24 protein-coding genes are annotated in these 22,445 nt (G+C 70.4%); 12 read left to right on the forward strand and 12 right to left on the reverse strand.

Going from position 1 to position 22,445, the window contains the following annotated elements:
* Window positions 1-106 precede the first annotated feature (106 nt).
* The 3 genes from ACIOHP_RS27655 (at window position 107) to ACIOHP_RS27665 (ending at window position 4,906) form a co-directional block, all read left to right on the forward strand.
* Complete coding sequence (locus ACIOHP_RS27655; RefSeq protein WP_401891714.1) at window positions 107-931, forward strand: response regulator transcription factor; 825 nt, start codon at window positions 107-109, stop codon at window positions 929-931.
* Window positions 932-1,075: 144 nt separating this feature from the next.
* Window positions 1,076-3,889: an AAA family ATPase gene (locus tag ACIOHP_RS27660; protein ID WP_401891715.1), complete on the forward strand. Its 2,814-nt coding sequence runs from the start codon at window positions 1,076-1,078 to the stop codon at window positions 3,887-3,889.
* A gap of 225 nt (window positions 3,890-4,114) precedes the next feature.
* Complete coding sequence (locus tag ACIOHP_RS27665) at window positions 4,115-4,906, forward strand: serine protease (protein ID WP_361541528.1); 792 nt, start codon at window positions 4,115-4,117, stop codon at window positions 4,904-4,906.
* Between the two features lie 101 nt (window positions 4,907-5,007).
* On the opposite strand, the gene ACIOHP_RS27670 is transcribed toward ACIOHP_RS27665, so the two are convergent.
* Complete coding sequence (locus ACIOHP_RS27670; protein WP_361541531.1) at window positions 5,008-6,111, reverse strand: winged helix DNA-binding domain-containing protein; 1,104 nt, start codon at window positions 6,109-6,111, stop codon at window positions 5,008-5,010.
* A 145-nt stretch (window positions 6,112-6,256) separates the two neighbouring features.
* Here ACIOHP_RS27670 and ACIOHP_RS27675 point away from each other — a divergent pair, with 145 nt between their 5' ends.
* Window positions 6,257-7,411, forward strand: coding sequence for a magnesium and cobalt transport protein CorA (locus ACIOHP_RS27675; RefSeq protein WP_401891717.1), 1,155 nt, complete (start codon window positions 6,257-6,259; stop codon window positions 7,409-7,411).
* Between the two features lie 271 nt (window positions 7,412-7,682).
* Window positions 7,683-8,207 (forward strand): DUF6328 family protein, encoded by a 525-nt coding sequence (locus tag ACIOHP_RS27680; protein ID WP_401891718.1) that lies wholly within the window; start codon window positions 7,683-7,685, stop codon window positions 8,205-8,207.
* 92 nt (window positions 8,208-8,299) lie between these two features.
* Here the strand turns inward: ACIOHP_RS27680 and ACIOHP_RS27685 are convergent, their stop codons facing one another.
* From ACIOHP_RS27685 to ACIOHP_RS27700, 4 genes are all read right to left on the reverse strand, one after another.
* On the reverse strand, window positions 8,300-8,752 hold the full coding sequence (locus ACIOHP_RS27685) for a hypothetical protein (RefSeq protein WP_401891719.1): 453 nt from the start codon (window positions 8,750-8,752) through the stop codon (window positions 8,300-8,302).
* Window positions 8,752-9,384: a hypothetical protein gene (locus ACIOHP_RS27690; protein WP_361541542.1), complete on the reverse strand. Its 633-nt coding sequence runs from the start codon at window positions 9,382-9,384 to the stop codon at window positions 8,752-8,754. The genes ACIOHP_RS27685 and ACIOHP_RS27690 overlap by 1 nt, the downstream gene beginning before the upstream one ends.
* A gap of 134 nt (window positions 9,385-9,518) precedes the next feature.
* Window positions 9,519-9,692 (reverse strand): CsbD family protein, encoded by a 174-nt coding sequence (locus ACIOHP_RS27695; protein WP_361541545.1) that lies wholly within the window; start codon window positions 9,690-9,692, stop codon window positions 9,519-9,521.
* 91 nt (window positions 9,693-9,783) lie between these two features.
* Window positions 9,784-9,978, reverse strand: coding sequence for a hydrophobic protein (locus ACIOHP_RS27700; protein WP_361541548.1), 195 nt, complete (start codon window positions 9,976-9,978; stop codon window positions 9,784-9,786).
* Between the two features lie 703 nt (window positions 9,979-10,681).
* Here ACIOHP_RS27700 and ACIOHP_RS27705 point away from each other — a divergent pair.
* The 5 genes from ACIOHP_RS27705 (at window position 10,682) to ACIOHP_RS27725 (ending at window position 13,784) form a co-directional block, all read left to right on the forward strand.
* On the forward strand, window positions 10,682-10,879 hold the full coding sequence (locus ACIOHP_RS27705; protein WP_361541554.1) for a hypothetical protein: 198 nt from the start codon (window positions 10,682-10,684) through the stop codon (window positions 10,877-10,879).
* Between the two features lie 84 nt (window positions 10,880-10,963).
* Window positions 10,964-11,365, forward strand: a complete 402-nt coding sequence (locus tag ACIOHP_RS27710) for an ANTAR domain-containing protein (RefSeq protein ID WP_401891722.1) — start codon at window positions 10,964-10,966, stop codon at window positions 11,363-11,365.
* 249 nt (window positions 11,366-11,614) lie between these two features.
* Window positions 11,615-11,812: a hypothetical protein gene (locus ACIOHP_RS27715; protein WP_401891724.1), complete on the forward strand. Its 198-nt coding sequence runs from the start codon at window positions 11,615-11,617 to the stop codon at window positions 11,810-11,812.
* Window positions 11,813-11,855: 43 nt separating this feature from the next.
* The gene (locus ACIOHP_RS27720; RefSeq protein WP_401891884.1) at window positions 11,856-12,683 is read left to right on the forward strand and encodes a ribonuclease BN; all 828 of its coding nucleotides are present in this window, start codon (window positions 11,856-11,858) and stop codon (window positions 12,681-12,683) included.
* A gap of 264 nt (window positions 12,684-12,947) precedes the next feature.
* Window positions 12,948-13,784, forward strand: a complete 837-nt coding sequence (locus tag ACIOHP_RS27725; protein WP_401891726.1) for a DUF1206 domain-containing protein — start codon at window positions 12,948-12,950, stop codon at window positions 13,782-13,784.
* A 151-nt stretch (window positions 13,785-13,935) separates the two neighbouring features.
* Here ACIOHP_RS27725 and ACIOHP_RS27730 read toward each other — a convergent pair whose 3' ends face one another.
* Complete coding sequence (locus ACIOHP_RS27730; protein ID WP_401891728.1) at window positions 13,936-14,106, reverse strand: hypothetical protein; 171 nt, start codon at window positions 14,104-14,106, stop codon at window positions 13,936-13,938.
* A gap of 179 nt (window positions 14,107-14,285) precedes the next feature.
* On the opposite strand from ACIOHP_RS27730, the gene ACIOHP_RS27735 reads away from it, so the two are divergent.
* Together ACIOHP_RS27735 and ACIOHP_RS27740 are read left to right on the forward strand one after the other, a co-directional pair.
* Window positions 14,286-14,711 (forward strand): hypothetical protein, encoded by a 426-nt coding sequence (locus ACIOHP_RS27735; protein WP_401891729.1) that lies wholly within the window; start codon window positions 14,286-14,288, stop codon window positions 14,709-14,711.
* 84 nt (window positions 14,712-14,795) lie between these two features.
* On the forward strand, window positions 14,796-15,761 hold the full coding sequence (locus ACIOHP_RS27740; protein WP_401891731.1) for a YihY/virulence factor BrkB family protein: 966 nt from the start codon (window positions 14,796-14,798) through the stop codon (window positions 15,759-15,761).
* Window positions 15,762-15,820: 59 nt separating this feature from the next.
* Here the strand turns inward: ACIOHP_RS27740 and ACIOHP_RS27745 are convergent, their stop codons facing one another.
* The 6 genes from ACIOHP_RS27745 to ACIOHP_RS27770 all read right to left on the reverse strand — a co-directional run bounded on the left by ACIOHP_RS27745 (window position 15,821) and on the right by ACIOHP_RS27770 (window position 22,431).
* Window positions 15,821-16,537, reverse strand: coding sequence for a GAF and ANTAR domain-containing protein (locus ACIOHP_RS27745; protein ID WP_401891732.1), 717 nt, complete (start codon window positions 16,535-16,537; stop codon window positions 15,821-15,823).
* Between the two features lie 78 nt (window positions 16,538-16,615).
* Window positions 16,616-17,377 (reverse strand): ANTAR domain-containing protein, encoded by a 762-nt coding sequence (locus tag ACIOHP_RS27750; RefSeq protein WP_401891734.1) that lies wholly within the window; start codon window positions 17,375-17,377, stop codon window positions 16,616-16,618.
* A complete protein-coding gene (locus tag ACIOHP_RS27755) occupies window positions 17,374-18,033 on the reverse strand; it encodes a hypothetical protein (RefSeq protein WP_401891735.1) in 660 nt (219 codons plus the stop codon). The genes ACIOHP_RS27750 and ACIOHP_RS27755 overlap by 4 nt, the downstream gene beginning before the upstream one ends.
* The gene (locus tag ACIOHP_RS27760) at window positions 18,033-18,458 is read right to left on the reverse strand and encodes an STAS domain-containing protein (protein WP_401891736.1); all 426 of its coding nucleotides are present in this window, start codon (window positions 18,456-18,458) and stop codon (window positions 18,033-18,035) included. The genes ACIOHP_RS27755 and ACIOHP_RS27760 overlap by 1 nt, the downstream gene beginning before the upstream one ends.
* A 1,259-nt stretch (window positions 18,459-19,717) precedes the next feature.
* Window positions 19,718-20,560, reverse strand: coding sequence for an RNA polymerase sigma factor SigF (locus ACIOHP_RS27765; RefSeq protein WP_401891737.1), 843 nt, complete (start codon window positions 20,558-20,560; stop codon window positions 19,718-19,720).
* 107 nt (window positions 20,561-20,667) lie between these two features.
* The gene (locus ACIOHP_RS27770; protein ID WP_401891739.1) at window positions 20,668-22,431 is read right to left on the reverse strand and encodes a thiamine pyrophosphate-dependent enzyme; all 1,764 of its coding nucleotides are present in this window, start codon (window positions 22,429-22,431) and stop codon (window positions 20,668-20,670) included.
* Between the last annotated feature and the right edge of the window lie 14 nt (window positions 22,432-22,445).

Raw genomic sequence — 22,445 nt, forward strand, 5'->3', positions numbered from 1 at the left:
CTCTGTGCCGGACCATTGCCGGGCGGCTCTCTGCCATCGTGTAATCCGTGATGCAGGTCTCACTACCCCCGAACGGGGGTGTGCGCTGCAGCGAAGGGACGAATGCGTGGCGGTGGACACGGCCGGGACGGTGGAGATTCGCGGTGCGCTGGCGCGGCTGCGGCGGACGACGGGGCTGCCCGTCGCCTTCGGTGGGCTGGTGGAGCCGGGGCGGCCGCGGATGCGCATCAGTGAACTGAGCGGCACGGCCACGGCCGCGCTCCGCTCCCTCGCGGTGATCTCCGGCAGCGGCCTCGGTGGCAAGGCGGTCGCCCTGGCCCGCCCCTGCGCGGTGACGGACTACTCCTCCTCACGGCAGATCAGCCACGAGTACGACCTGCCGGTCGCCGCCGAGGGGCTGCGGGCGATCGTGGCGGTGCCCGTGGTCGTACGACGCCGGGTGCGGGGCGTGCTCTACGGTGCGCTGCGCACCGCCCAGCCGCTGGGCGACCGCACGCTGAGCGCGGTGGTGGACGTGGCGCGGGACGTGGAGCAGGCGCTGGTGGTGCGGGACGAGGCGCGGGGGCTGATGGAGGCTTCGCAGGCGGCCCGCACGGTCGACCCGGTGGGCCGGGAACAGGTGCGGGAAGCGCATGCGGCCCTGCGGGCCCTGGCGCCGCGGATCACCGACCCGGCGCTGCGGGCCGAACTGCTGGACGCCTGCGGACTCCTGGCTCCCCGGGCGCCGGCCGAGGAGATCGGTCTCGCACCCCGTGAGCTGGACGTCCTGGCCTGTGTGGCCGCGGGGGCGACGAACGCGGCGACCGCCGAGCGGTTGGGGCTGCGGCCCGAGACGGTCAAGGGCTATCTGCGCTCGGCGATGCGGAAGCTGGGGACGCACACCCGCGGGGAGGCGGTGGTGGCGGCGCGCCGGGCGGGCATGCTGCCGTAACACACCGTTGACAATTCATTCATAGAGCGGCACTTTGAATTTCTCCATGCTGCAAGGTTGTTATTTCCCTCACCGCGTCGTCGGTCCGAATTTCAAAGAGACCTTGCCTAGAATTTGGCCCGGACACGACACACGAGGGGAGCGGTGACCGTGCGACGGGACTTCAAGGAGCCTGCCAGATGCCGCCCTGACCTGGTCATCGGCCGGGACGAGGTGTTCGGCCAGGCCCGTGAGCAGCTCACCCGGGGCGGCAGCGTGCTCCTGCACGGCCCCGCCGGAATAGGAAAGTCGACCGTCCTGCGGGCATTGGCCGCGGAAAACGGCGGCGCGGCCCGCACCGTGCTGCGCTGCTCGGCCACCGAGTCCGAATCCCATCTGCCCTTCCTCGCCCTCGCCGATCTGCTCGGCCTGGTCCTCGACGAGGTGTCCGGCAAGCTGCCCGCGGCCCAGCTCACCGCCCTGGAGTCGGCGCTCACCGGCCGCGGCGAGTCCACCCTGCAACGCGACGGCCTCGCCCTGCGCCTCGCGGTGCTGTCGGCGCTGCGCGCGCTCGCCGCCGAGGGTCCCGTGCTGATCGTCGCCGACGACGTGCAGTGGCTGGACTCGGCCAGCGCCGAGCTCCTCGGCTTCGCCGCCCGCCGGCTCGGTGAGACACCTGTGCGCATGCTGTGCGCGGTACGCACCGAGGGCCAGGAGTACGACCGTCATCTACGCGCGTCCCCGCCGGACACCCTCGCCCTGCGCGTCAACCCGCTCACCCGCACCCAGGTCTCCGAACTGCTCGGCCACCGCGGCTACACCGGCCTGCCCCGCTCCACGGTCCGGGACATCCACCGCACCAGCGGCGGCAACCCGCTCTTCGCCCTGGAACTCGGCCGCGCCCTCAGCGAGAACCCCACCCCGCCCCGCCCGGGCGAGCCGCTGCCCGTGCCCACCTCGCTGCGCACCCTCGTCCTGAACCGTCTGGAGATGCTCTCCGACGAAGCCCGCCGCACCCTCCTCGTCGCCAGCGCCGGCGCCCGCCCCACCCCCGCCCTGCTGCGCGCGGCCGGCCGCGAGAACGCGGAGGCCGAGACCGCCCAGGCGGCGGCGCTCGGACTGCTGGCCACCGAACCCGAGGGGCCCGCCGTACGGTTCGCGCATCCGCTGATCTCGGCCGCGCTGTACGCGGAGGCACCCGCGCACGAACGGCGGGCCGCGCACGCCGCGCTGTCCGAGGCGGCCTCCGACCCGATCGAACGGGCCCGGCATCTCGCCCTGGCCACCACCGGCACCGACCCCAGGACCGCCAACAGCCTCGCCGAGGCCGCCGCCCTCGCCCGGGACCGCGGGGCCCCTTCGGTCGCCGCCTCCCTCGGACTGCTCGCCGCCCGGCACACCCCGGCCGACGGCACCCCGGACCCGGACGCGCGCCGGTTGCAGGCCGCCGAGGACGCGATCACGGCGGGCGAGCTGGACCTCGCCCGGGACATCGCCCGCGACGTGCTCACCCGGGCGACCGTGCCCGCGGACCGGGTACGGGCCTGGATCATCGTGATCGACACGGCGGGCCACGCCATGACGGAGGTCGACTCGGTCTTCCCGCAGGCCCTCGCCGACGCCGGCGAGGACCCCAAGCTGCTCGCCCTGATCCACTATCAGCTGACCTGGCGGGCCCTGCTGGTGGACGGCGACTTCGACCAGGCCCGCGAGGAGGCCGCGCACTCGGCGGCGCTGGCCGCGCGGGCCGACGACCGCTACAACGAGCTGATGGCGCTCGCCTTCCAGGCCCAGATCGAGACCCTGATGGGCCATCCGGACGCCCCCGCGACCATCAAACGCGCGCTGGAGGAACCCCAGGACCCGAGGGTGGCGTGCCATCACAACGGGGCCGGCTACTCGCGGTTCCGCTGGCTGATCATGAGCGACCAGCTGTCCGAGGCGCGCGCGACGGTCACCGGGCTGCTGCGCGAGGTGCAGCGCCGCGGGTCCGTCGAGAGCGAGGTGCACTTCCTGCGCGGGGTCGCCGAGACCGAGCTGCGCTCCGGGCACTGCGGACGCGCCCTCGACCTCGCCCGGGAGAGCCTCATGCTGGCCCGGGACACCGGCATCGGCGAGGTGGCCTCCGCCGTGCTCACCTCGCTCTGCGAGGCCTCCGGCGGCGAGGTGGAGCGGGCTCTGGAGCTGGCCCGGGAGGCGGTCGAGCACGCCGAGCGGGACGGCGACCAGATGTACGTCTCCCGCGGCCTCGCCGCCCTCGGCTACGCCCAGCTGGTGGCCGGGGACGCGGAAGGAACGGTGCGCTCGCTGCGCCGGGTGCGGGAGCTGGAGGACGGTCTCGGCATCACCGACCCGGCGCGCGGCCGCTGGCAGGGCGACCTCGCCGAGGCCCTCGTCCGGATCGGCGAGCTGCGTGAGGCACAGGACGTCGTCGACGTGACCCGCGAGCAGGCACTGCGGCTCGGCCGCGAGAGCGTGCTCGCGGTGGTGGACCGCGCGGAGGCCCTGGTGCGGGCCGCGCGCGGCGAACACGAGGCCGCGCTGGCCCGGTTGACGTCGGTGCAGGACCGGCTGGCCAAGCTGGGCTACGGCCTGGAGGAGGCCCGTACCGCCTTCGCGGTGGTCCAGCTGCGCACCAGGCTGGCCCGACCGACGTCGTACGACGAGGCGGCCCGGCTGTTCCGCCGCTGCCGGGCGCTGCCCTGGCTGCGCCAGGTGGACGCGGCGACCGCCCAGCCGGTGGTCGCGCCGGAGCGGCCCGCCCCCGTACCGACGGCGGACGCGCTGGAGGGTCTCGCCTCGATGGAGCGTCAGGTCGCCGCGCTCGTCATGGAGGGCGCGACCAACCGGGAGATAGCCGCCCGGCTGTTCATCAGCGTCAAGACGGTCGAGGCGACCCTGACCCGGGTCTACCGCAAGCTGGGGATCCGGTCACGGGTGGACATCGTCCGACTGGCGGCGGGGCGCCGTACCGAGTGACGGGCCGCGGGTCCCCGTGGCCCGCGGCGGGTTTGCCGTGCTCCCATCGAGGGTTTTCCCTGTCCAACTCCCCTAGGGGGTTCCCTCATTGGGAAGGGGAACTTTCGAGTTCTAGGTTATGAACGTGCCGCTCGCCCGGGCATACGGGGGTCGGTCCCGCGACCCCCGTGCACCACCCCCCACACCCGCGCGAACCCCACCGGCAACCCCCCACTGAGGAGACTCATGTTCGGGCTCAACCGCGCAAAGAAGACCGCCGCGCTCCTCGCGGCGACCGCTGCCGCCGCCGCGACAGCACTGATCGGCGCCCCCAACGCCGTCGCCGCTCCCCAGCCCATCGTCGGCGGTACGACGACCACGACGACCTCGTACCCCTTCATGATGCAGATCACGGACGCCTCGCAGAACCAGTTCTGCGGCGGCACCCTGGTCTCCTCCACCAAGGTCGTGACCGCGGCCCACTGTATGGTCGGCGAGACCACCAGCAGCGTGAGAGTCGTCGGCGGCCGCACCTACCTCAACGGCACGAACGGCACGGTCAGCCGGGTCAGCAAGATCTGGATCCACCCGTCCTACACGGACGCCACCAACGGTGACGACGTGGCCGTCCTCACCCTCTCGACGGCGATGTCGTACACCCCGGCGTCGTACGTCTCCTCGTCCCAGACCAGCGTGTACGCGGCCGGCACCACGGCCCGCATCCTCGGCTGGGGCACCACGTCGGCGGGCGGCAGCTCGTCCAACCAGCTGCGCACCGCGACGGTGCCGATCGTCTCCAACACCAGCTGCGCGAGCAGCTACGGCTCGGACTTCATCTCGTCCGACATGGTTTGCGCCGGATACACCTCCGGCGGCACAGACACCTGCCAGGGCGACAGCGGCGGTCCCCTGCTCATCGGGGGCGTCCTGGCAGGTATCACTTCATGGGGAGAGGGCTGCGCGGAGGCCGGTTACCCGGGTGTCTACACCCGGCTGACCACCTTCTCGAGCCTGGTGACCACGCAGGTCAACTCATAACCCCGAAGCTCTCCTGAGCACCCCTCAGGTGAAGAACCAGGGGGCGTTGCGGGCCTCCACGAGCGGCCCGCAGCGCCCTCTATCCATGTCTCCGGGTGCCCCTAGGGCACCCGTACGACGGTGCCGAAGCGGATGTCGTACGAGGATCCGGGGTGCATGACGGCCAGCATCCGCACTCCTTCCTCGGTGACCTCGTCCCGCTGCGCCCTGGTGAGCGTGCCGAAGGGCTCGACGACCAGCGCGTCCTCCTCCAGCTTCCAGACCCCGGCGAGGAAGCCGTCGACGAGGAGGGTGCTGTAGGCCATGTTCCCGACCCAGCTGCGCCCCCAGTACTCGGGCGGGATCACGCGGGTGCGGTCGGCGTGGGACAGGAGGAGGTTGTCGAACTCGGGGAGGAACCGGGGCGGGGCCGGGGTGCCGGCGTCGGGACGGGGGGCGTCGGGGAGGTCGAAGAGCTCGACGCCGTGCTCGTCGCGGAAGGTGACCAGCCGCGGGCGCAGGCGCTCGAAGGCCTCACGCAGACGGGTCAGTCCGGCCCAGGTCTGCATGTCCTTGACGGAGGCGGGACCGAACGCGGCGAGGTAGCGCAGCACGGTCGCGTCCGGTGCCGGAGCCGGTTCGGCGGGGCGGCCCAGCCAGTGCTCGGCGGTGGTGAGGGCGACCTGTCCGCTCCTGCCCCACAGTCCGCGCGGGGTGACCTGGACGAGCGGGAGCCGGCAGCGGGCGGCGATCCCGAGGGCCTGCGGGTCGGCGTCCGGCCACTCGGCGAGGAGTTCCTCGCGCAGCTGCTTCATGGTGCGGGGCTCGGCCTCGACGAGGTCGCGGGCGAGGGCGGCGAGACGGTCGAGGTCGACGCCCTGGAGCCCCTTGCGGAACAGCGTGAGTTCACGGTCGCGGGCGGCCTGTACCAGCGGGCGCAGGGTGAGGGTGTCCTCGGCGGTGTGGGTGTGGATGGTGGAGCGCATGGTGACGATGCGGACGACCTCGCGGTCGGCCATCAGGGCGGACAGTTCCTCGGGGGCGAAGCCGTCGAGGCGGGCCGCGAGGGCGTAGTACGGGGGCTTGACGTTCTGGGCCTGGAGGCCGAGCAGATGCTCGACGGCCGCCCTGGCGGACAGGTCCGCGCGGCGCAGCAGCAGCTGCCGGTCGAGGGTCGCGCGGTTGAGGGCGCGGGTGTCGAGCACGGGGGCCGTCGTCTTCGTCATGGGGAACACGTTACGGAGACTTGCGGACACCTTCTGTCCGCAACTCTCACCGTTTCCCGCCTCCCGCGGACACGCCGACGTCGTATGTCCCGTATATCCTGCCCGTGATCACCCAGCCGTCGGCTCGATCCGGGAGGCAGCCGCGATGGCCGAGCGACGCGCCCGTCCGACCTCGAAGAGCCGGGGGAGGTCCGCATGGCGCCGTGCCCTGACCTCACCACCCCCGCCGGAGCAGCCGCCCGCGCGGCGGGCGGAGGCCGTGGAGGCGGAACCCGAGCAGGCGAGCATCGTGCAGGCGGCCCTGTACCGGGACGGTCTCCGGGTCTCCTCCCCCGCCACCCTCGCCGACACCTTCCGTGAGCTGCGCGAGCAACCCTCGGGCATGGCGTGGATCGGCCTGGCCCGCCCCACCGAGGCCGAACTCCTTTCTCTGGCTGCCGAGTTCGACCTGCATCCGCTGGCGGTCGAGGACGCGATGGAGGCCCATCAGCGGCCCAAGCTGGAGCGCTACGGCGCCACGCTCTTCGTCGTCCTGCGGGCGGCCCGCTATCTGGACGCCTCGGAGGAGGTCGACTTCGGCGAGCTGCATGTCTTCGTCGGCCCCGACTTCGTCATCACGGTCCGGCACGGCGCGGCACCCGATCTGTCGGCGGTGCGCCGCCGTATGGAGGAGACGCCGGAGCTGCTGAAGCTGGGTCCCGAGGCGATCCTCTACGCCATCCTGGACGCGGTGGTGGACGGCTATCTGCCGGTCGTGTCGGGGGTCCAGAACGACGTCGACGAGATCGAGACGGAGGTCTTCCGCGGCGACCCGGAAGTCTCCCGCCGCATCTACGAACTCTCCCGCGAAATGGTCGAGTTCCAGCGCGCCACCCGCCCCCTGGTCGGCATGCTGCACGGTCTGATGGCCGGCTTCTCCAAGTACGGCACCGACGACGAGCTCCAGCGCTACCTCCGCGACGTCGCCGACCACGTCACCCACACCAGCGAACGCGTCGACGGCTTCCGCCTGGCCCTCACCGAGATCCTCACGGTGAACGCGACGCTGGTCACCCAGCAGCAGAACGCGGAGATGCGGGCGCTGGCGGAGGCGGGGTTCGAGCAGAACGAGGAGATCAAGAAGATCTCGTCGTGGGCGGCGATTCTGTTTGCTCCCACGTTGGTCGGAACTATTTACGGCATGAACTTCGAGGACATGCCTGAGTTGGGCTGGAGCTTCGGATACCCCTTCGCGATCGGCCTGATGGGGGTGGTTTGCGCAAGTTTGTACGTGATTTTCAAACGGCGGGACTGGCTCTGAACTCGTCGCTCTTTGCCCTCGCGTCATTCACGGTTCGCGCCAGAATCGACCGTGGGGAGTCTCTGGGGAGAAGTGATGCTGGCGATCTCCGAGCCGGCCGGCCCCTGATTCGTCACCAGGCCGCAGCCACTGCTGCGGCACCAGCAGGCCGCCCGTCTACGGGCGGCCGTGACTGAGCTTGTTCCGCTGTGACGGACGCCGTCGGTGTGGTGTTCACGCTGTGAGAGCGGCCTCGTAGTCAACCGTCGGCCTTCGAGTAGGTTGCCAGGATATGGCTGAGGAGAATTCCCGTACGCCGCGCGAGGAGACGACGCTGGAGCGGGCCGATCGTAACTACGGCGAGCTGCTCCAGGAGTTGAGGATCATCCAGACCGGGGTCCAGATCCTTTTCGCGTTCCTGCTGACGCTGGCGTTCACCGCCCGCTTCTCCGCGCTCGACACGGCGCAGCGCACCATATACATCACGACGCTGCTGCTCGCGGTGCTCGCAGCGGCCCTGTTCACCACTCCGGCCGCGCTGCACCGCACGCTGTTCCAGCGCGGGGCCAAGCCTGAGATCGTCATGATCTCCTCACGGCTGGCGGGGGCGGGTATGAGCGTCCTGATGCTGACCCTCACCGGTTCCGTGCTCCTCGTCGTCGACGTGGTGTTCGGCCGGGTCGAGGGTGTGATCGCGGGGAGTGCGACGCTGCTGGTGTGCGGGGGCCTGTGGGTGGTGTTGCCGCAGTTCGTCAGGCGACACGCCGCACGGTTGGAGGCCCGGGCCGTCTCGGAGCCGCCGGACGGATCGGGCTGAGTGCTTCAGCAGCACACAGCCGTCGCGGCTGGCCGGTGTGGTTCACCTACCGGTTTCCTGCGGCGGCTGTGCTTCCTGCCGGGAGGACGGTGTCACCGGTCGGCGGGCGCCGCCATGTGCAGCAGCCGTTCGGTGATCTCCCGGTACTGCCGCAGCGCGACCCGTAGTTCCTCGGTCTGCGCTTCGGTGTCCTGGTCCTGCCAGCCCGATCGCAGGACGCGCCGCTGCTCTGTGAGGGTGTTCGTGAAGTGGGTGGCGACTTCGTCGAAGACGCTGTCGGCTTCCTCCACGGCCTGGCGTGGGCTGTCGACGAAGGTGTTGAGGGCCTGTTGGAGGCGCAGGGTGAGCTTGTCCCGTTCGCCCTGCGGGAGCATCTCCGGCGTCGGCTTGCGATCGGGGCTGGGGCGGCCGGCGTTGGCGGCATTGCTGGCGGGTTCACGCGGGTCGTGAGCAGGATCGGTGACAGGTGCCTGCGGGTTGCGCGGCGCCGAGGGATCCGGGCTTCCGGGCTGGGGTTGCCGTGCGTGTTCGGCGTTCTGTGACATCAGGTGTTGCTTCCCTTCGCGTGGCGTCGGTTCAGTGCCCATGGCGCGTGGCCGTTGCCGTCGCGGGACTGAGGAGTCTGCGAACTGCCCTGGTCCGGGTCGTCCGGTTGTTCGGCGACCAGTGCCTCGAAGAGGCTTCGGGCTTCGACCATGGCCTCCCGCATTTCCTCGGTGCCGCTCTGTCCGCGTGCGGCCGTGTGCATGCTGCGGTAGCCATGGACACGGGCGGGGTGGTGGACGGAGAGGGCGGCGAACTGCTCCTCGAACTGCTCGCCGTCGGGGAAGCCGCGGTCCCTCGCCAGGCCGGCAAGGAGTGCGTCCGCCTCGGTGACGGCCTTCTGCGGTGATTCGACGAACCGCTCCTGGACGTCGGCCCACTGAGCCCTGTACTGCGCACGGGCCTCGGGCGACAGCGGCTGCTCCTCCAGGGAGCCGTGCTGCGTGACGCGCTCGCCGAGTTCCTGCTCGGCCGCCTTGGTGTCGCCGTCGTGGTCGGCGACGGTACGGTCGTACTCGGGTCCGAAGCGGTGTTTGAGCCCGCGTCCTCCGCCGGCCCGGATGCGTCCACGTCCGACGAGGAAGAGGACGACGGCCGCGATGACGATCACGGCGATGATCACGATGGTGAGCATGGCGGCCTTCTCTGGCTCTCGGCTCGTGGAGTGTTCGGCTTCATTGCCGTTCCCGTCATTTCCTGTGGGCTGATTCCGCGTTGGCCTGCCGGGTGGCGGCCACGCGACGTGGGCACCACCCGGGGCGTTTGCGGTCAGTGCTTGAAGGCGTCCTTGGCCTTGTCGCCGGACTGCTTGAGGTTCCCGGAGACCCGGTCGGTCCTGCCTTCGCGCTGCAGTCGCCGGTTGCGGGTGGTCCGGCCGACGCGTTCGGTGACCCGGCCCTTAAATGCCTGGGTCTTGTGCCTGATCGTCTGTCCGAGGCTCATGGCTGTCCTCTGCTCGTTCGCTGAATGGGCTTCCGCGCGTGATCGCCGTACAGGCCACCCTCCCGGAGGGGGAGAGCGCCCGGTGTGTGGGCTATCCGCGACTGCGGCTGTACCGGCGTCCGCCGCCACGGCGTCCACCGCCGCGTCCGCCACTGCCGCGTCCGCGCATGGCGAAGCCGACGATCCAGACGACCAGGAGTACGGCGGCGACCCACCAGAGAGCCTGCATGGTGAAGCCGAACCCGAACACCACCAGGATCAGCAGAAGGAGAAGAATCCAAAGCATTGCCGGGCCTCCAGATCGCGGGAAGTTCCTGAGTTCCGCGGGGTCCGGGCGAAGCGGGAAGGTGGAATGCGCCGACCGAGTGATCCGGAGTGGCATAGCCCTACGCCGTACCGTCAGTCAACGCCCGGCAACCTCCCTTGTCAACATGGTGTCGACACAGGGGGGTTCTGCGAGCGGGGCAGGGGCCGCCGGGACGAACGGAGCCTTTGCGGGAGGGTCGACCGGCTCGGCCGGCGCCGTCGGCAGGATGCGGTCTTCCCACCAGGACAGGCCCATGACGGTGGCGAGCAGGACGAAGGGGACAGAAGCCGGAACGATCAGTACGTACATGCGTACCGCCTGCGGGAGCTGCGTGCGACGCGGCGGGCAGCGGAGAGGGATGCCCGCATGGGGCGCATCGGTGCGGCGCCGGGATCGAGTGGCGACGGCGGGGGCGGCCCGTTGGGGGCGGGGCGGTTCCGGCACTGATGCGCGAGGTGCGCCCTCGAAGGAGCGCGAGAGGTGTTCGACGCTGCCGGGGGCTCGGGCCGTACCGCACACGCTAGCCCTGACCGCACTCCCTGGACAGACGGCAAGTGGCCATCTGTCCAGGGCGGAAGACCGTTACATGGGGCGCTATCCGCAGTCTCTGGGCAGAGCTACGCTGTTCGAACAGGCCCCGGCCCCCGGCAGTGACGCTTTGTTCCGTGCCGGGAGGCCCGCAGTGTTCGTTCTGCTTCTCGTCCTGATCTTGATTCTGTTCGGCAGCGGCTTCCTCAATCCCCTCTGGTGGTGGGCTGCGGCGGTGCTGGTCTTCGGTGCCACGCGGCACCGCCGGGACCGTCAGGACCGTCGCTACAGCCTTCGGTACCTGGCGCGCTGGAGGCGCGAGGACCGCCGGGTCCACGAACTCCGCGGGTGACCGATCAAGTTGCCCGAACATCCAGAGGTTCCGGGACGGCCTCCGTCCAGCCGGACGCGCCGAAATCATCGAGAGGTACCCGCCATGCAGCGCACAACCATGCTTCCGGAGAACTGGTGGGACCTGAGGGCCGAGGCCGTGGCGGGGACTGCGGCGGCTCGGGATGTCGTGGCGCTGCGCGCCGAGATCGAACAACTGCAGCGGGCGCTGGCCGGCCGTATGGTCATCGATCAGGCCTGCGGCATGGTGATGGTCCTGGCTCCCTGCCGCCGCGGGCCGGCCAGGAACCTGCTGATGACCATGGCGCGAGAGTGCAACACCAAGCTCCCGGACGTGGCTGCAGCCGTGGTCGCCGCGTGGGAGGGGGCGCCGCTCTCGCGGCCGATGCAGAGGGCACTGCGCCATGCACTGCGGCGGCTGTACGCAGAAGACCAGGGGGGCGACTCACGACCGGCAGATGAGCCGTCCGGAAGGGCAGGGCCGTGATCGACGCAGCCGATGTCCGTGAGGGGCGCGACTGCGACGTCGTCGACAGGGAAGGTCACAGGGTCGGTGTGCTCGAAACAGCCCATGCCCTGACCGCTCATGGACACGATGACTGACTTCTGAGGACTTCGTTGTGAGGTATGCACCATGCGCCGGCTGACCACACCCCCGCGCGGACCAGCCGTTGTTGACGGCTGTGACGTGGTTGGGGGACGCGGCCCGGGCTGTCGATGTTCTCGAACCCGCGGCATGGTGATGGTCCTGGCGCCGTGTTCCAGTGGGCGAGCCTGGGACCTGCTCGTGGAGGTGTCGCAGCACTGCAAGGTCGAACTCCGCGACCTGGCTGCGGCCCTGGTCGCCACCACGAAGGGCCAGGAACTTCCCGAGGCGACACGGCGCGAGTGGCGTCGCGTGCTGCGGTGCCCTCACGCGCTGGAGCGGCGGTGACGGGGTCATGCGTTCACGGCTGCCGGTGATGGCGCCCCATGTGATGGGCGACGTGGATACCGAAGGAGTCTTCCGGCGCCGGGTGTTCCGTGATTCGCCGGCCGGGCGGGGATGGCGGCGGAGCCGAGAGATCGAACTCGGGCCGAGGGCGCTGGGCTTTGCGGCGCTCGGCTTCCTCACGCTGGTGCCCTTGCTGATCGTCGTCTCCGCAGCCGATCCGGAGCAAGGGCGAGGATTCGCGCAGTGGCTGGGGGACGGGCTCGGCGTGTCGAGTGCCGCCAGGGAGGAGGTCGGGAAGCTGTTCGCGCGGCCGGGCCAGGTGCTGCAGACCACGACTGCTTTCGGCCTTGCCGCTCTCGCTGTCTTCGGTCTGAGTTTCGGGGCGGCGGTGCAGACCGGCTACGAGAAGATCTGGGAGCTGCCTCCGGCCCGCTGGTACGCGAGATGGCGGCACGTGCTGTGGCTCGCCGTGCTCGTCGGGTCCCTCTACCTGACCGCCACCACCACACTGTGGCGCCATTCGGCGGCCGGCACGCTGGCCGCGACGCTGAGCGCCGTCCTCTTCTTCTGGTGGTCGCAGCGGACACTGCTGGGCGGGCGGATCGCCTGGAGCGCCCTGCTGCCGGGCGCGGTGGTATCGGCGCTCGGGCTGCTCGGTCTTCGGGTCTTCTCCCGTCTCGTCTTCTCACCGCTGATCGCGTCCAGTGCCGTCGCCTACGGTCCCTTCGGAACCGTTCTGGTCGTCCAGTCCTGGCTGGTCGGTGTGGGCGTCATCGTCTACGGCGGTGCGCTGGCGGGCCACCTGCTGAACGAGGAACTCCCCCGCGCGGCCCAGGCGGTGAAACAGCGGGCTCGACGGCAACGACCCTGAGGCCACGACAACTCCCCGTGCTTCTCCACGCTCGACAAGTCGGGGGGTACGCCGCACAGTCGGAGGCGGTGCGGCACAGGGCTCGGCCCTCCCGGCCCATGCCGGAAGTGACCCGTGCTACGCCGGTGACGTCCAGGACGACGACCGATGAATCATCCTGTCCCGTCCAGGCTGCGCTCGTCCGCTGCGCACATCAAATGCCCGGCCCGGGGCACTTGGGGGCAGTGGACGCGTATCGCGCGGCCACACCATGGGGAGGACATCGTGACCTCGTCCAACACGCAAGGGCGCGGCCGGGCCGTGAGGTCCGCGGCCCGCACCACCCAGAAGGAGACGCTGACCGCCGCAGGGCGAGCGGGCTTTGTCGCACGGGGTGTGGTGTACGTCCTGATCGGCGCCCTTGCTCTTCAGATCGCCCTCAGCAGCAGCGACGGCGAGTCGGCCGACCGGCAGGGCGCGCTGGCCCAGGTCGCGGAGCAGCCGTTCGGGAAGGTGATGCTGTGGGCGATGGTGGTCGGCTTCGCCTCCATGGCGCTGTGGCGGGGTACCCGCGCAGTCCTCACCAGGGGGCCTCAGCGGAAGGCCGGTTCGCGCGTGCTCGACGGCGGGCGGGCGGTCTTCTACGCCTTCGTCTGCTGGACCACCGCGGTGTACGCCGCCGGCGGCGGCCAGGGCTCCAGCGGAAACGCGCAGTCGAAGGACTGGACCGCATCGGTGCTCAAACTGTCGTACGGCCAAGTGCTGGTGGGAGCCGGGGGCTGCCTCCTGATCGGCATCGGTGCGGTACTAGCCGCCCGGGCGGCCATGCGGAGCTTCCTCAAGCAGCTGGACACCGGCACCATGAGCCACCGTACGAAGCAGGTCGTCACCGCCCTGGGCGTGGGCGGAGGCGTGGCGCGTGGCGTGGTGTTCGCCGCGGCCGGGATCTTCATCCTGGTGGCAGCCGTCCGCTTCGACCCGGACGAGGCCAAGGGCGTGGACGCGACGCTCCGCAGCTTCACGCACACACCGGTGGGGCCGTGGCTCCTGGTCGCCGTCGCGATCGGGCTGATCCTCTTCGGCGCCTTCTCCTTCGCCTCCGCTCGGTGGCGCCGCCTGTAACGGTGATCCAGCCTGATCTGCCGGCTCCTCACCAGGCTCGCCTTTGGGCCGGGCCGTAGCCACGCACTTGGTCGACACAAGAGCAGCGAACCGTACGGCCCCCGTCTTCGAGCCGCATGTGGAGCGGCGGTCCGGCGTCCACCACCACGCGTCAGTGGGCCGGGCGTCGGCGCATGCGCGATACCGAGCGCACGAGCAGGTACAGCACGGCGGCGATGAGGAGCAGCACGCCGGTGGAAACCAGATACAGCAGTCCGTCGACGACAGCACCGATGACGATCAGCGCGACGGCGCAGATGAGCAGAACCAGGAAGAAGACCATGGCGCTACGCCTCCTGAGGTGGTGGCGGAAGGGCGCACCAGAGGCCGTGCACCCAGTAGTTCCGGTGCCCTCCGGTCTCGCACCTACCTCAATTTCAGGGTAGACGCAACCCCTGGCAGTGGCCTGCCGGGCAGAACGGTTCTACCGTGGGGAGAGGAAGCAGATCCCAGGAGCGCGCCATGATCATCCTCGGACTCGTCATCCTCGTCGCCGCGGTGGTCATCGGTGTCGCCGGCGTTCTTTCCAACAGTGGCGGCGCCCACGAGTTCACCGGCGGATTCTCCGTCTTCGGAGTCGATGTCACCGGCTCCACCGGCACCCTCTTCCTCTGCGGCATCGTCGTCGGGGCGGCGGCGTTGCTCGGGTTGAGCCTGATCCTGGCCGGTACACGCCGTACCACCCGTCGCCGCACGGCACATCGCGGGCCCGAACCGTCCCGGCGCGGATCTGTTGCGGCCGAACGGGAACCCGGTGGCCTGACCAGCGAACGCGACACCTCCCGCGGGCAGACGGTGCAGGCGGAGAGGGAGGACGAAGACCGGGCCGAACCGGTCGAACGCCCCCACCACCAGCACTGGTTCCACCGTCGGGCCGCGCCCCGCTGACGATCCCGCAGACAACCTCGACACAGCCCCTGGCCGACCTGCCAGGCACGGTGCCGGCGGGTACGCAGAGAGCGGGTGTTCCTCATGGAATGGCTGAGAAGGCTGCCTGTGATCGGAAAGCTGATGCGTACGCACGCCTGGCGGGCGTACGCACGGCTGGATGCCGTCCACTGGGCCCGGCTCGCCGCCGCCATCACCTTCACCAGTTTCGTCGCGCTCTTTCCACTGATCACCGTGGGCGCGGCGATCGGTGCCAAGCTGCTGAGCGACGACCAGCTCGGGAAGCTCCAGGACAAGATCGCCGACCAGGCGCCGGGCCTCTCCGACCTGCTGGACCTGGACAGTCTCGTCGCGCATGCCGGATCCGTCGGGCTGATCGCGGGCGCACTGCTGCTCGTGATCGGCATCAACTGGGTCGGCGCCCTGCGCGGCAGCCTGCGCGCGGTGTGGGAGAAGGAGCAGGACCCGGGCAATCCGTTCCTGCTCAAGTTCAAGGACTCCATGGTGCTGGTCGGCCTCGGCGCGGTCGGGCTGGTCGCGATCGGCAGTTCGGTGTTCGCCAACAGTGCCGTCGGCTGGGCCGCCGACAAGGCCGGAATCGAGGGTGGGGCGGGACGGGCTCTGCTGTTCTTCGCCGGCCTGGCCATCGCCCTCGTCGTCGATTTCCTGCTGCTGATCTACCTGCTCACCCGGCTTCCGCGGGTGCATCCGGGCCGGCGTGCGGTCGTGGTCGCCGGGCTGATCGGTGCGGTGGGCTTCGAACTGCTCAAGTGGTTGCTGACCGGCTACCTGCAGGGCGTCGCCGGGAAGAGCATGTACGGCGCCTTCGCCGTGCCGGTCGCCGTCGTACTGTGGATCAACCTCATGGCCAGGCTGCTGCTGTACTGCGCCGCATGGACAGCGACAGGGACAGCGGTGCAGTCCGGCGAGACTGCCGAGGGCGAGAGCCCGGAGCCCGGGATCGGCCCCGCGGATGACGCCGCACCACGGAGAGCGTCAGCCGGCAGTCCCGCTCCAGCAGCACCGCGCCTCCAGAAGCACGGCCCGTGATCCGGGCGTGATTCCTCGTGCTCGGGCGGCTGCGTGCGGTCACGGCCTCGGCGACGGTGTCAGGCCACCAGGCCGGGAAGGACTTCCGTACCGTCGATGAAGACGCGGGCCACATCGGACAGGCGCCGGTTGTGGGCGCGGGCGTAGCCGCGCAGCGCGGTGAACGCCTCTTCCATGTCGATGCCCTGGCGTTCGGCGAGTTTCCCCTTGGCCTGCTCGATCAGTACGCGGCTGTTCAATGCCCTCTGGAGTTGTTCGTTGAGGACGGTGCTGCGGTGGGTGGAGCGTTGTTGCAGGAGGCTGATGGTGGCGACGTCGGCCAGGGCCTGGCCGATGAGTGTGCCGGCCGGGTCGAAGGGGCCGGGGGTGGCGTGGAAGAGGTTCAGGGCGCCGACGGTCTCGTCCCGCAGGCGCATCGGCAGGGCCTGGACGGCGCCGAATCCGCTGCGGTGGGCCGCCGTGACGAAGTGCGGCCAGCGGCCGACCTCGCGGGTCAGGTCGGGGACGATCACCGGTTGCCCGGTGCGGTAGCACTCCAGGCAGGGGCCTTCGTCGTTCTGGAGCTGGAAGAGTTCCAGCAGGCGTACCCGTTCGTCGGAGGCGGCCATCACGCGGAGTTTGCCGTCGCGGTCGGCGAGCAGTACCCCGGCTGCGCTCGCGTCGAGCATGCTCACGCAGCGGTCGGTGAGCAGACGCAGGAAGTCGATCAGGTCGAAGTCGGCGACCAGGTTGTCCGCCAGCTCGACGAAGGTCTTGGCCAGGAGCTGCTGATTCATCGTGTCACCCTCGATTGAGACTAGTCCCGCCGGGAGGGGGCGGGAAGCGCAGCATGCCTATCGTCCGGAACCGGTGCGTCAGGCGTCGTCGTCCGTCCGTTTCGGTTCCGTGTCGGGGGAGAAGCGGAGCCGGTGGGCCACCACGTCGGCGGCCACGTCGGCGAGCCGGCGTCCCTGGGTATAGGCGTAGGCGCGCAGCCGGACGAAGGCTTCGTCGATGCCGACTTCGAGCTGGACGGTGAGGATGCCGGTGGCCTGGTCGATCTCCGCCCGGTATCCGCCCAGGTCGTCGAAGCCCCGGTCTGCCAATGCTCCGTCGACCGGCGCGCCCGTCTCATCGATACGCGCGTCGAGCAGGAGCAGCGTCGCGAGGTCGGCGAACGCCAGCGCGTCGGCCAGTTCCTCCGCGTCCAGCACGGTCGGAACGTCGGCGTACAGGTCCAGAACTCCCGGGCTGATCGCCCCGATCTGCAGGGGGAGCGCGAAGACGGCGCGCGCCCCGGCGTCCAGGGCGGCATCGGCGAACACGGTCCAGCGGTCCTGCAGCTCACCGGTGAGCAGATCGGATGTCAAGACCGCGGAACCCTGCGTGAACGCGTCCACGCAGGGTCCCTCACCCAGGGTGAGCTGCAGCTCTTCCAGTTGCTCGCTGATGGTGTCGGTGCTGCACAGCGGATGGCTCGCCGCGGTCCGGGACATCGCCGATACCCCGGCTCCGCCGACCGGGAGCGCGGCCACGGCCGCGGCGCACACGTCCACGACACCGGGCCGGGCGCCGCGTCGGGCCGCCTGCTCGGCGACCAGCGCCTGGATCCGGGCCGACCGGTTGTCGGACCTCATCCCGGCCACCGTGTCCAGGCATCGTGGGCCAGGCCCTCCAGTCGCGCCGTGGTGCGTTCGCCGAGGGGCAGTACCAGCGCGCGGAACATGGTCGGGCCCGGCCGCCACACCTCTCCCAGGTCCAGCCATCCCCAGAAGCGGAGTGAGGCAAGGGTCGGGTGATCGTTCTGATCCACCAAGGTGGCGCCGAGGGATGCCTGGTGGTCGCCCAGCAGCCGCTCCTGCAAACGGCGGGCCATGTCCTGGTCCTGCGGGTGTGGCTGGATCAGGATGCTGGTGATCGCGAAGACGCCGCCGGAGGCGGTGAGTTGCTCGATGTTCTGCGGCAGTGCTCCGTCGAACCCGAGCCACCAGAAGCCGTCGCTGCTCACCGGGAACCCGAAGGCGCATCCCACCAGGTGGTCCGTCTCCGCGATCACCATGGCGAACCCCGGCCGCCGGATGTCACCGGTGAGACGGTTCAGGAAGTCCTGGCGGCTACGGCTGCGGTACGCCTCAGGGACGGACGTCTCTCCGGAGTCGACGTACAGATCCGCCAGCTCCCCGCCCAGGCCCTGCGCCAGCCAGCGGTTCACGCGGCGCAACCGCACCGCGTCCATGGTGGACGGCTCGCCTGCACGGGGCTTGCGCGGCTGCCCCTGCCTGGACTGGGCCATCACCGCACATCGCCCGACAGGACGGCCACCAGCGGACTGCTCCGGTCCGGCAGAGCCGGAGCGACCGGGTCAGGGACGTCCCCGAGAGACGGTGACAGATGCCCGAACGGAAGGCCCAGAAGCAGGAACCCGCAGCCGGTGAGCTCGAGAATCCGCCCCAGTGACGGTGGCGGGTTGTGCAGTCGCAGGATCCCGCCGGCCTCCCTGGTCCGCTGCGCGGCGTAGAGGAAGGCGTTGAGGCCGCTGCAGTCGCAGAAGGTCACGGGGGTGAGGTCGACATCGATGATGCGGATGCCGTCACTCAGGCATCGTGCCAGTGTCGAGCGCAGCAGCGGTGCCGATTCCAGGCCGATCTCACCGGCGAGGGTGATCAGTGTCCGGTGCCTTTGGTCATGACGGTGGATGGTGAGCTGTGGGACGGGCATGACGCCTCGGTTCAAAGACCATCCGGCAGCGAGATGGGGACACCGGGTTTCCCGGCTCCCTTGGCGCGCTGTCGGCAGGGGCGTATGTACGGCGGAGACGGGACGAGGGCCGGTCCGAGGGCCTGTGCAACAGGACAGGGGACCCACCCGGTTCCCTCCAGGGATGCGCCGGGTGACGGACGAAAGGTCCGCTCCCCGCAGCCATCTGTGTCGTGAAACGACAAGCCGCCGGGGTCTGGGACGCCTGTGCAGCAGCATAGCCCTGGCCCAGTGCGACAGACGGTCCGAGGCCGTCCCATCTCAGGATGTGGATGGTGTCCACGTGCGGCGGCGCGCTCATGTCCGTTGCCCCGCAGGGCACTTGGTCCCACAACGTCAAGCCGCGGCCCACGGCCGCTCAGGTGTGACAGACCGCCGACTGTCCGACGGAGCCAGGGAACGGAACCAGAGGCCATCGACAACCGCGAGGCCGGCGGTAACGGAAGGTGAGCGTGCCCATCGCGCCTCGAGCACCGGCACGGCATGGCGTAGAACGGCGCGACGGACTGGGCACGTAGCGAGATCCTCATACGGCGGGCCTCCCGGGGCCGGAGCGGGCCCGGGGCCGCGCCGACCACCCCGTGGACACCGGGAGCGTCGAACGCAGGACCGGAGTGCGGCGGCGGCGACCGGGAATGCGGTTGTTCGGGCTCGCCAGGCAGCCCGTTCCCGCTTCATGACCCGGTCGGAGATTCGGCGTGCCACTCGGCGGCATACCTGCGCCTCCCGCACAGGACACCGTGCCTGACACGGCAGCGCGCAAACAACGTCTGCGCCGTCGCCTGGAGCGGCTTGCCATGGATGACGCAGACGGTCGCACGACCCGATGGTGGGCGGCGCCGTGCCGGACGCCGGTGACCGTCGGTTCCGGCCCTGTTCCCGTCGCTGCCGGTGATTCTCTCGATTCTCGGTCCGGCCATGCCCACCTCCGAGCCGGGGGGCATCGACCGCGTGGTGCAGCCCACTCCGACCGCGTCCCGCGCTCTGCTGCGCAGCACCCTGCGGCAGACGGCCGGGCAGTCGTCGACGGCGTGGACGTTGATCTTCGTCGTTCCCCACCACATGGGACACACTGCGGTGGCCGGTCATCGCCGTGGTCGCCGTCGCCCTGGTACTCGTTCTGTACCGTCGGGCACTTCTGGCCGGCGCCCAGTTCAACGCGGAGCCGGCGAAGTCCGGTGCCGGGGAACGGGCCGGCACCGGATCGCCCTCGCAGCCGGTCAGTGGGAGCTGAGCATGCCTTCGCGCAGACGGGCCAGGAGGCGTGTGATCAGACGGGAGACATGCATCTGTGAGACGCCGAGGCGCTCACCGATCTGGGCCTGGGTGAGTTCGTCGACGAAGCGCCAGTGGATGATCTGCCGGTCCCGTTCATCCAGTTCGGCGATCATCGGCGCCAGGGTGTGGAAGTCCTCGACCAGTGCGAGGGCGGCGTCCTCGTCGCCGATGAAGTCCGCCAGCGCGGCCTCGCCGGCCTCGCTGCCGCTGATCGCCGCGTCCAGGGAGGCCGACCTGTAGCCGTTGGAGGCCAGTTGGGCCTCGACGACCTCCTCCTCCGGAAGGCTCATCAGTTCGGACAGTTCCGCGGTGGTGGGTGTGCGGCCCAGTCGGCTGTGCAGTTCCTCGTTGGCGCGCGCGAGCTGGACGCGGGCTTCCTGCAGCCGCCTGGGCACATGGACGGCCCAGGAGGTGTCGCGGAAGAACCGCTTGATCTCACCGACGATGTAGGGGATCGCGAAGGAGGTGAACTCGACCTCGCGGGTCAGTTCGAACCGGTCGATCGCCTTGATCAGGCCGATCATGCCGACCTGGACGATGTCCTCCATCTCCTCCGGACCGCGGCTGCGGAACCGGCCGGCGGCGTAGCGGACCAGGGACATGTTCATCTCGATCAGCGTGTTGCGCGCGTACTGGTACTCGGGCGTGCCCTCCTCCAGCACCGCCAGCTGGTCGAAGAACAGCCTCGACAACTCCCGCGCGTCCTTCGGCGCGACCTTGGCGGGCTCCGCGATCTCCGGAATGTCCACGGTCTGCTCTGCGCTCTGCACGGTGGTCGTCGCCATGCCGCACCCCTCCCGGCCGATCGGTCTCGTGCTGTCCGGACCCCTGGTCCGGCCAGCACGCGTTTACCCCGGCTGCCGACGCGCACACCGCGAACTCCGAGAAAGTTTCAGTGCCCGCCCGACTCTCCGTGGCTGCGCACGACCTCCTTCATCTTGGCCACCGCGTAACCCCACCCCTGCTCGACCGTCGGCTTGGCGGGAACGGCGATCTCGTCGGGGTTGGTGAGGACGTCGAGAAGGACCGGACCCTCGGTGCGGAACGCACGGCGTACGCTGTCCTCGAGTTCGGCGGGGTCCGTCACGCGGATGCCGGGGATGCCCATGACCTGGGCCACGGCGGCGAAGTCGGGATTGTCGAGCACGGTGCCGAACTCCGGCAGCCCGGCCTGTTCCTGTTCGAGTTTCACCATGCCCAGGCGCCGGTTGTCGAAGACGACGAGCTTGACCGGAAGACGGTACGTCTTCAGGGTCATGAGATCGCCGAGCAGCATGCTCAGCCCACCGTCGCCGCAGAAGGCCACCACCTGGCGGCCCCGGTCCACGCACTGGGCGCCCAGTGCGTGCGGCATGGCGTTGGCCATCGACCCGAGGTTGTAGGAGCCGATGAGCCGCCGCTCGCCGCGCATCTCGACGAAACGCGAGAGCCACACCGTGGCCATGCCGGTGTCGGAGGTGAACACCGCGTCGTCGGCCGCGACACGGTCCACGACAGCGGCCAGAGCCTCGGGGCGGATGTCGTTGCCGCGGTTGTCCAGCGCGGAGCGGACGCGGCCCACGAGCCCCTTGTCGTGATCGGGGTCGGCGAGCCGGGCCTGGCCGTCGCGCCACCGGTCGTAGCGTTCGCGCGCCTTCTCCAGGTGCGAGCGGTCGCGCGCTCCCTCGGTGCCGGGCGGCGTGGCGGCGAGGTGGCCCAGAAGGTCGCGCACCGTGGCGCCGGTGTCGCCCACGAGCCCGACGTCCACCGGGACACGGCGTCCGAGGTGGGTGGCGTCGGTGTCCACCTGGACGACCGTGCGTCCCTCGGGATACCAGTCCCGGTAGGGGAAGTCGGTGCCGAGCAGCAGGAGCGTGTCCGCGTCCTGGAGAGCCGACGCCGCCGCGGGGTTGCCGATCAGCCCCGTCTGCCCGACCTGGAAGGGGTTGGCGTCGCCCTCGAAGCCGGCCTTGGCCTTCAGGGTGAGCACCATCGGCGCGGCCAGCCGGTCGGCGAGGGCGAGGACGTCGTCGCGAGCGGCACGGGCGCCCTCCCCGACGAGCAGGGTGACGCGTTCGGCGCGGTCGAGGAGTTCCACGGCGTGACGGACGGCGGAGTCGTCAGGCCGGCTCACCGCGGCGTTCAGGGAGAACCGGGCCGGCCGGTCGGCGGGCAGCTCCTGGTCGCCCAGGTCGCCCGGCACGGTGAGGACGGCGACGCCCTTGCGGCCCAGTGCGGTGCGGACGGCCGTCTCCAGCATCTGCGGGAGTTGGCCGGGAGAGGTGACGGTCGCGCGGAAGACGGCCACGTCGCTGAAGAGCGCGTCGTTGTCGACCTCCTGGAAGTAGCCGCTGCCGATTTCGGCGAGCGGCACCTGGCCGGCGATCGCCAGCACCGGAGCGTGCGACTTGGCCGCGTCGTAGAGGCCGTTGAGGAGGTGCACGGAACCCGGTCCGACCGTGCCCATGCACACCCCGAGGGTCCCGGTGAGCTGCGACTGGGCGCTCGCGGCGAACGCCGCCGCCTCCTCGTGCCGGCACCCCACCCATTCGAGGCTCTCCGTGGTGCGGATGGCGTCCGTGACGGGGTTGAGGGCGTCTCCCACGACGCCGAAGACCTGGCGTACGCCGAGTTCATCCAAGGCGTCCACGATGACTCGGGCAACGGTACGGGCCACTTTGCTCCTCCAGG

The organism is Streptomyces sp. NPDC087859, from assembly GCF_044742595.1.
Taxonomy (GTDB): Bacteria; Actinomycetota; Actinomycetes; order Streptomycetales; family Streptomycetaceae; genus Streptomyces; species Streptomyces canus_F.